At 45.0% G+C, this 8653-nt stretch carries 8 protein-coding genes; 6 read left to right on the top strand and 2 right to left on the bottom strand.

Annotated elements, in window-relative coordinates; translation table 11 throughout:
- Positions 1 to 104: 104 nt before the first annotated feature.
- The 6 genes from ACRC32_RS13390 to murD all read left to right on the top strand — a co-directional run bounded on the left by ACRC32_RS13390 (position 105) and on the right by murD (position 6497).
- Positions 105 to 365, top strand: coding sequence for a CTB family bacteriocin (locus ACRC32_RS13390; RefSeq protein ID WP_438554438.1), 261 nt, complete (start codon positions 105 to 107; stop codon positions 363 to 365).
- 207 nt (positions 366 to 572) lie between these two features.
- Positions 573 to 794 carry a hypothetical protein gene (locus ACRC32_RS13385; RefSeq protein WP_438554437.1) on the top strand — a complete coding sequence of 74 codons (222 nt, stop codon included), beginning with the start codon at positions 573 to 575 and terminating at the stop codon, positions 792 to 794.
- A gap of 112 nt (positions 795 to 906) precedes the next feature.
- The gene (locus ACRC32_RS13380; RefSeq protein ID WP_438554436.1) at positions 907 to 2214 is read left to right on the top strand and encodes an HlyD family secretion protein; all 1308 of its coding nucleotides are present in this window, start codon (positions 907 to 909) and stop codon (positions 2212 to 2214) included.
- A gap of 103 nt (positions 2215 to 2317) precedes the next feature.
- Positions 2318 to 4480, top strand: a complete 2163-nt coding sequence (locus ACRC32_RS13375) for a peptidase domain-containing ABC transporter (protein ID WP_438554435.1) — start codon at positions 2318 to 2320, stop codon at positions 4478 to 4480.
- A gap of 24 nt (positions 4481 to 4504) precedes the next feature.
- The gene (locus ACRC32_RS13370) at positions 4505 to 4825 is read left to right on the top strand and encodes a CTB family bacteriocin (RefSeq protein ID WP_438554434.1); all 321 of its coding nucleotides are present in this window, start codon (positions 4505 to 4507) and stop codon (positions 4823 to 4825) included.
- A gap of 184 nt (positions 4826 to 5009) precedes the next feature.
- Complete coding sequence (murD, locus tag ACRC32_RS13365; protein ID WP_438554433.1) at positions 5010 to 6497, top strand: UDP-N-acetylmuramoyl-L-alanine--D-glutamate ligase; 1488 nt, start codon at positions 5010 to 5012, stop codon at positions 6495 to 6497.
- Positions 6498 to 6508: 11 nt separating this feature from the next.
- On the opposite strand, the gene ACRC32_RS13360 is transcribed toward murD, so the two are convergent.
- Together ACRC32_RS13360 and ACRC32_RS13355 are read right to left on the bottom strand one after the other, a co-directional pair.
- Positions 6509 to 8275: a response regulator gene (locus ACRC32_RS13360; protein ID WP_438554432.1), complete on the bottom strand. Its 1767-nt coding sequence runs from the start codon at positions 8273 to 8275 to the stop codon at positions 6509 to 6511.
- A gap of 187 nt (positions 8276 to 8462) precedes the next feature.
- Positions 8463 to 8653, bottom strand: a 191-nt coding sequence (locus ACRC32_RS13355) for a response regulator (RefSeq protein WP_438554431.1), incomplete at its 5' end; no start/stop codon positions are given.

Genomic DNA, 8653 nt, shown 5'->3' with positions numbered 1-8653 from the left:
TTCAAGTATTTCACAGCTAAGTAATTGAACTTCAGTGCATAATTCTCGCATCACAAACGTACAACAAATTAAGTCACTCAAATAACTTCAGGAGATTACTCACAATGATTAACGAAAACACCGAATTATTTGTCGAACTATCTGACGAGCAACAACAACTCGTAGCTGGTGGTTATTCTTGGGACGGCTACGGTGACAATTCTATCTATGATGCTTTGGGAACCAGCTTGAAAGAAACGCAATCAGTACAGCATCTCAAAGTCGGAATTGCTTCAACTCGTCAAGGTAGCTACGTTGAGCAAGACTACTTGAATGCCAACCACAAGTTTGAAACTGATGCCTTCAAGTACTTTACTGCCAAGTAATCGCTGAGAAAGATTACGGTGATGGATAGATGAATCAGTAGTACAGACTATCCGCTAAACAACTCCAGAGCTTCCACTACCGTTTTCATTGCGCTTGGTTTGCCTAGCTCAGTGCATAAATGAGAACAACCCAAGGTATGAAGTCTCTGGAAGTTTTTTTTATTATGACGAAATGAACGAGATTGTAACAATTGGAGAAAATCAACTATGTCTTTTCCGAAAAATCTATTACCAGAATTGTTTTTAGAATTAACCACAGAGCAACAAGAGTCTGTATCTGGCGGCGCTAACTATACCGAAATCAATAAGGAAACTCATGAATCTACGGAACATGAAACAAGCCGCCAAACAGAACCGAACAATGGTAAAAAAGACCCATTTCATCATCCCCTCTTCTTCAAACCAATGTCAAGATTTTATATCTTCTAGAAAAGATTCATAACAAAAGCGTTAACTAGAAGTTTTCTTAGTAGCGATCGCAGTTACCTAACTTTTGCGCTCAACGTCTCAGACAAATGATGTAGTTTAAAGGTTCACAGTCATGGTTAGCGAAGTCAATCCAGAATCTCTACGAATAGTTGAAAGCGAAGAGTTTCTACCCTCAATTAGTCCTACAGTCACAATTGGCGGCGGAGTTCTGGTAGTTGCCTTCAGTGCAGCGGTATCCTTGGCTGCTACGCTCAACTACAACGTGACAGTCAAAGCACCTGCATCGATTCGCGGCGAAGTCCAAATCGTCCAATCGGCATCCGATGGCGTTGTCAGAAACATTACCGTCAAAGAAAACCAATTGGTGAAAAAAGGTGATGCGATCGCTTACGTTGACAATTCACAAATTTTAACTAGAAGAAACCAATTACTTGACAGCATTCAACAAAGTCGCTCTCAACTGAGACAAATTTCATCTCAGTTGAGTTCCATCGATAGTCAAATTGCGGCAGAATCAAATTTATCAACTCGTTCAGTTGCTTCCGCTCAAGCAGAATTGCAACTCCAGCAAAGAGATTACCTTGCCAAACAACAGACAGCAGTAGCAGAAGTGCAAGTCGCTCAAGCCTCATTAGATCTAGCGCGAGAGGAGATGCAGCGCTACCGACAACTAGCCGATACAGGCGCAATTCCCATATTACAAGTTAAAGAAAAAGAACAAGCTTATAAAGCGGCGCAGGCAAAAGTCAATCAAGCCAAAGCCAATCTCAACCCTAGTAATGCTACAGTCTCGATCGCCAACGAACGCATCGCCCAAGAAGAAGCAAGGGGTATGGCAACTGTAGCCGCATTACACAAAGAACGTAAAAACTTAGTTAGTAACCAAATCGAACTACAAAATCAAGTTGCCCGCGACACCAAAGAAGTCCAACAAATGGGAGTAGAACTGAGCAAGACCATGATTCTCTCTCCCACCGATGGTACAGTGTTAAAACTAGAGTTGCGCAACCCAGGACAGGTAGTTAGCACGGGACAAGCGATCGCCCAAATTTCCCGCACCAACTCGCGTTTAGACATCAAAACTTACGTCCCAGGTGCAGAGATTAGCAAAATCAAGCCAGGTCAGCAAGTTCAGATGCGCGTTTCCGCCTGTCCCTACCCCGACTACGGCACGCTTAAGGGTGTAGTCAAAACCGTGGCTCCCGATGTCGTACCTACTGCTAGCGGTGCAGCCAGCGAGTCCCCGACTCCAGCAGGCGCATACGAGGTGACAATTCAGCCGAATACGTGGTTTGTCGGTACTGGCGATCGCCTGTGTCGATTACAACCTGGCATGGAAGGGACAGTAGATATTATTTCCAAATCAGAGACACCATTACAATTCGTTTTACGTAAAGCAAGAATTCTTTCGGGTATCTAAAAATAGTGGTGAGTGGTGCGTGGTGAGTGGTGCGTGGTAAATTTTCCGACTCCCGACTCCCGACTCCCGACTCCCTGATAACTGATTATTGTCGGCATCTATCATGGTTAGCCTGTTTAGGAAAAAATATCAAGCAATTTTACAAGCAAGTGAGGAAGATTGCGGCGCGGCTTGTTTGGCAACGATTTGCAAGCATTACGGCAAAGTTTTGAGCATCAACCGCAGTCGGGAAGCAGTCGGAACCGGACAACTGGGAACGACGATGTTAGGGTTGAAACGCGGTGCTGAAGCTTTAGGATTAAACGCGCGATCGGTCAAAGCCTCGAATGAGATTTTAGACAAAATCCATGAAGTTCCTCTCCCAGCCATCATTCACTGGCAAGGCTACCACTGGATTGTCTTGTTTGGACGGCAGGGTAATAAATTTGTTGTCGCTGACCCCGCAGTAGGCATTCGTTACCTGACTCGGCGTGAGTTGTTGGAAGCTTGGAGTGGAATCATGCTGTTGCTGGTTCCCGATCCAGACCGCTTCCATAGTATGGGAGAAGAAGAAGCTTCTGGCGGCTTTTCGCGCTTCTTCCGAAGAATTTGGCCCTATCGCCTGCTGTTGCTAGAAGCACTAGGGATCAATATTGTTTTAGGTTTACTTTCTTTATCTAGCCCAATTTTAATTCAAATTCTTACAGATGATGTTCTAGTTCGGGGAGATATGCAGTTACTCACAGTGGTAGTAGCTGCTGTGATCGTGACCAACATTTTTAGCAGCACGATGGGACTGTTGCAATCAACCATGATCTCTCATTTCGGTCAGCGGTTGCAATTGGGATTGGTGTTAGAATTCGGTCGCAAACTCTTGCACTTACCCTTAAGTTATTTTGAATCCCGTCGTAGTGGAGAAATTACTAGTCGTCTGCGAGATATTAGTGAAATTAACCAGTTAGTTTCGCAAATTGTTGCTCACCTACCCAGTCAGATTTTTATTGCGATAATTTCTTTCGCATTTATGGTATTTTATAGTTGGAAGCTAACACTTACCGTCTTATTAGTAGGGATGGTAATGGCTTTTTCTACTGTACCATTTTTGCCGACGCTACAGCAAAAAACACGCAATCTTTTAATATTATCAGCCGAGAATCAGGGTGTATTAGTAGAAACATTTAAAGGTGCGATGGTGATGAAAACCACAACAGCCGCACCTCAGTTTTGGGATGAATTTCAGAGCCGTTTTGGACGAATGGCGAATTTAACATTTAGTACGATTAAACTCGGTATTCTTAATAGTACTTTTACTCAATTAATCAGTAGTATTGGGGGCATTGCTCTATTAGGTTATGGTAGCGTATTAGTCATTAAAAACGAACTCAGCATCGGTCAAATGCTAGCATTCAATAGTATGCAGGGAAATGTCATCGGCTTAATTAGTTCTTTAATTGGACTAACCGATGAATATTTTCGGACTCAAACTGCGGTCAGTCGCCTACTAGAAGTGATTGATGCGACTCCAGAATCTGTAGGAGATACTTATAAACCATTTGCCAAAATTTTACCCGATGCCGATATTGAGTGTGCGCATATTTGTTTTCATCATGCGGGACGGATAGATTTATTAGAAGATTTTTCAGTCACACTTCCTGGGGGAAAAATTGTTGCCTTAATCGGGCAGTCGGGTTGTGGTAAAAGTACTTTATCGAAACTCATTTCGGGTTTGTATGAGCCGCAGTCGGGAAATATTCGGATCGGCTTGTATAACTTGCAGGATTTATCGCTTGACTGTTTGCGTCAGCAAGTCGTTTTAGTCCCTCAAGAACCCCACTTTTGGAGTCGGTCAATTTTAGACAATTTCCGTTTAGGTAATCCTCACCTTGAGTTTGAACAAATTGTGAAAGCTTGTCAAATTGCAGATGCAGATGGCTTTATTAGCCAACTACCAAATAAATATCAGACAGTGTTAGGAGAATTTGGGGCGAACTTGTCTGGAGGACAGCGGCAGAGGTTGGCGATCGCCCGCGCTATTGTGAACAACCCACCCGTGCTGATCTTGGATGAAGCGACATCTGGACTCGATCCGATCGGCGAATTTGAAGTCTTGGAACGGCTGTTTGCTGCCCGTAAAGGCAAAACCACAATTTTAATTACTCACCGTCCTGCCGTGGTCGATCGCGCAGAGTGGGTGGTGTTAATGAATAAGGGTAAATTGGTCGTCCAAGGACCCCTATCAGAGTTGCGTCAAGCACCAGGGGAATATTTGAAATTTTTCTTACCTTAATGAGGAAATGGGGAGGAATTTGCGATGTCTCAGATGACAGAAATTAAAGATACAGCACTATTTGTTGAATTATCCGATCGGGAACAAGAAACAGTCGCAGGGGGAGCGGGTTTACAAGATCTATTTGGTCCTATATTTTTCCAACAAACTGATATTGATACTTCCGCCGAGGCAACTTCAAACTTCAACGACGGCTCTTCCACAACTCGCCGGACTGGTTATAAGATGTCTCAAACTACGTTTATTATGCCTCTACTATCTCTATTCGGTGGTGGTGGCGGCGGACGGCGATCGCGTCGTTCTCGCATGAATATGTTTAGTTTATTGTTTTCTCTGTTTAGCTAATTGATTAGGGAGCAGGGAGCGCACGAGCAGGGAGCAGGGTGACTAGAATTGCCTCCTTGTCTTCCTTGTCTTCCTTGTCCCCCTTGTCTCCCTTGTCCTTCCCTTACCTACCTTGCATTGGCAAATTTCCCACTAGCCCCTTACTATATAGAGTGCTTAGTCCAGGGATTTTGCTAAATAGCGTATGTCCAATGCTTGTGTAATCGGACTCGGAAAATCTGGTGTTGCTGCTGCCCGACTGTTGAAACGAGAGGGTTGGCAAGTGATATTGAGCGATCGCTCTGACTCTACATCTTTACGCCAGCAGCAGCAACAACTCGCAGCAGAGGGGATTACAGTCTGTTTGGGTCATACCCCAAATTTAGCTTCAAATTTAGAAGGTACGGCTTCACCCCAGTTAATTGTTGTTAGTCCTGGCGTACCTTGGGACGCAGATATCTTAATTCGTGCCAGAGAATTAGGGATCGAGACGATTGGTGAAATGGAACTGGCTTGGCGCTATCTCAACGCTGTTCCCTGGGTAGGAATCACTGGTACTAACGGTAAAACCACAACGACAGCTTTAGTTGCAGCAATTTTTCAAACCGCCGGACTCAACGCCCCCGCCTGTGGGAATATCGGCTATGCCGTCTGTGATGTAGCCTTGGAATTTAGGAGCCAGGGAGCAGGGAGCAGGGAGCAGGGAGCAGAGAGCAGAGGGGCAGAGGGGCAGAGGGGCAGAGGAAGCAACTCTAGCCATCAGCCACTAGCCACTAGCCACTCATTCACTACTCACTCATTAGATTGGATAATTGCCGAAATCAGCAGCTATCAAATCGAATCTGCTCCCTCGGTTGCGCCGCGTATTGGTGTTTGGACAACGTTTACACCCGATCACCTCAGCCGCCATAAGACTTTAGAGCGGTATTACGACATTAAAGCGCACCTAGTGCATCAATCCCAATTGCAAGTGATTAATGGCGATGATGCTTTCTTGAGTCAGGAAAAGGCGAACGATTGGCAGGATGCTTACTGGACGAGTGTAAGAGGTAAAGCTTTCCTCAACTGCAATCCCGATTTAGGTACTTATGTTGAAGACGGTTGGGTCATCTCTGGACAAGAGCAGATCGTGCAGGTGTCGGCGTTGCGAATGGTAGGCGCACACAACTTGCAAAATTTGCTGATGGCGGTAGCGGTGGCGCGGTTAGCAGGAATTGACAAAGAGGCGATCGCCACTGCAATCGCTACATTTCCAGGCGTTCCCCACCGCTTAGAACACATTTGCACTTGGCAAGGAATTGATTTTATCAACGATAGCAAGGCAACCAACTACGATGCAGCTCAAGTTGGGTTATCTTCTGTCAATCGCCCTGCAATTCTGATTGCTGGTGGTGAAGCGAAAATTGGTGACGACTTGGCATGGCTGCAAACAATTCAAGCTCAAGCCGCCGCCGTTTTACTCATTGGAGATGCTGCGCCAGCTTTTGCCTTACGTTTATCTCAAGTGGGTTACAACAATTACGAGATTGTGGAAACGATGGCGCGTGCCGTGTCTAGAGCCGCAGAATTAGCCCCACAATACCAGGCACGGGTTGTATTGCTTTCTCCTGCCTGTGCCAGTTTCGATCGCTATCAAAATTTCGAGCAACGCGGCGACGATTTTCGGCAGTTATGTATGCACTTAGTGCAATAACTGATAACTTTTCACTGAGAACTGACAACTGACTGCTGCTTGATTAACTCCGCTACGGCTGTAATGAGAGCGGTAGATTCTACTGGTTTAGTAATGTGCTGTTGAAATCCTGCTGCTAGCGATCGCGAACGGTCTTCTGGCTTAGCGTGAGCAGTCAGGGCGATCGCGGGAATGTGCTTATCTCCTGGTTGCTCGGTGGCTCGGAGCTGCTGAATGAATTGATAGCCGTCGGTTTCTGGCATGGCAATATCGCTAATTAAGATATCGGGGCGATCGCGTTCTAAATAAGCGACTGCATCTGCTGCTGAAGAAACTGTCGTGACGGTTGCACCTGCTTGTTCGAGTGCGAATTTGATGAAGTCACGGCTATCGTTGTTATCCTCGACAACTAGCGCATTTACCCCATCCAGTAATGAATTTAACTTTGATTCATCATTTGCAGTCAAGTTAATGAGATTGGGAGTCCCTGTAGAGGGGGAAGTCGCTGTAGAAGGACTATTTGTTAGTGGTAGCCGTACTGTAAACGTTGTTCCCTTGCCTTCTCCCTCGCTGTGAGCTTCAATCGTGCCACCATGTAGAATCACCAGTTGTCGTACGATCGCCAGTCCTAACCCCAGTCCGCCAAAAGCGCGAGTAATAGAACTATCTGCTTGACGAAAGCGATCGAAAATTTGCGGCAGAAATTCGGGACGAATGCCAATTCCTGTATCGATAATTTGGATTTGAGCATAGTTTGGGGAGAATTCCGAATTCCGAGTTCCGAATTCTGAATTTGGAATTAAAGTCTTCCTCTGCTTCTCTGCTCCTCTGCTTCCTGTTCCCTGCTCCCTGCTTCCTGTTCCCTTCCTACCTTCTTGACTCAGCCGCACCTCGATCTGTCCTTTTTCAGGAGTGAATTTAATTGCATTAGAGAGTAAATTCCAAATGATTTGTCGCAGTCGGGCTGGATCGGCGGCGATTGTTTGTGCTGCCGGATCGAGATGCGTGCGTAGTTGTAGCGATTTCTCTTCCAACTGGGGACGAATTGATTCTAATAACAATTCAATCGTGGCGATCGCGTTTACAGGTTGAATGGATAGCTGAACTTTCCCACGCATCAACCTAGACATATCGAGAATGTCATCGATCAGTTGCGCTTGAGATTTGGCATTCCGTTCGATGATCTTGAGTGCTTGACACAATTTAGCTTCATCAAACTTCCGCATCTGCATGAGTTGCGACCAGCCCAAAATTGAGTTCAAGGGCGATCGCAATTCGTGAGAAACAACTGCCAAAAATTCATCTTTCATTAAGTTAGCTGCTTCTGCTTGCTGCCGAGCGGCTTGAGCTTGAAATATTTCTAAATTCTTGGCAACTAATTGAGCTGCTTGACGTTGCACCTCTAAATTCTTTTTAAATAACTCGACAAATACTGCAACTTTAGATGTTAATATAATCGGATCGATAGGTTTGAGTAAATAATCGACAGCACCTAGAGCGTATCCTTTTGACTTCAAATCGTCGCTATCGCTAATTGCCGTGAGAAAAATAATCGGTGTATGACGCGATCGCTCTCTTTGTCGAATTAGACTTGCTGTTTCAAATCCATCCATTTCTGGCATCTGTACGTCTAGTAAGATGACAGCAAAGTCTTGCTCTAGCAAACATTTCAAAGCTTGTTTGCCAGAATAAGCTTTAACCAAGTTCTGTCCTAAACTGTTAAGCGTTGCCTCCAGCGCTACAAGATTTTCGGGATAATCGTCTACTAATAAGACGTTGATTTTAGGTTCGGACTTCATAACACGGTCGAGAATAGCAAGAGTAAAAACTAACAGAGTTACAAGTAGCTAGCAAAAAAGTTAATTTTGCCACACATCTCAGTCAGATACACCCTCCTTCTCTATCTAACGATAGAGCAAGCAATTGTGAATGCATCTATCTCTAGGTCAAAAAATTCTCTCTAAAACTAGAAGTTAAAGTTGTCATTTAGCTCTGTAGCCACACTCTTAGCAGTGAAAATAGTTGCTCTGTGTCAATTGGTTTAGAAATGTAATCGGAAGCTCCGACTTCAAGGCACTTTTCGCGATCGCCTTGCATTGCCTTAGCTGTCAGCGCCACAATCGGCAGTGCTGCTAATCGATCGATCTGCCGTATAGCTCGGATCGTGTCATACCCAT

Origin of the sequence: Chroococcidiopsis sp. (genome assembly GCF_051657925.1) — a bacterium.
Taxonomy (GTDB): Bacteria; Cyanobacteriota; Cyanobacteriia; order Cyanobacteriales; family Chroococcidiopsidaceae; genus Chroococcidiopsis.
The sequence above is the reverse complement of the archived record's forward strand: the minus strand, read 5'-3'. Positions and strand labels throughout refer to the sequence as shown.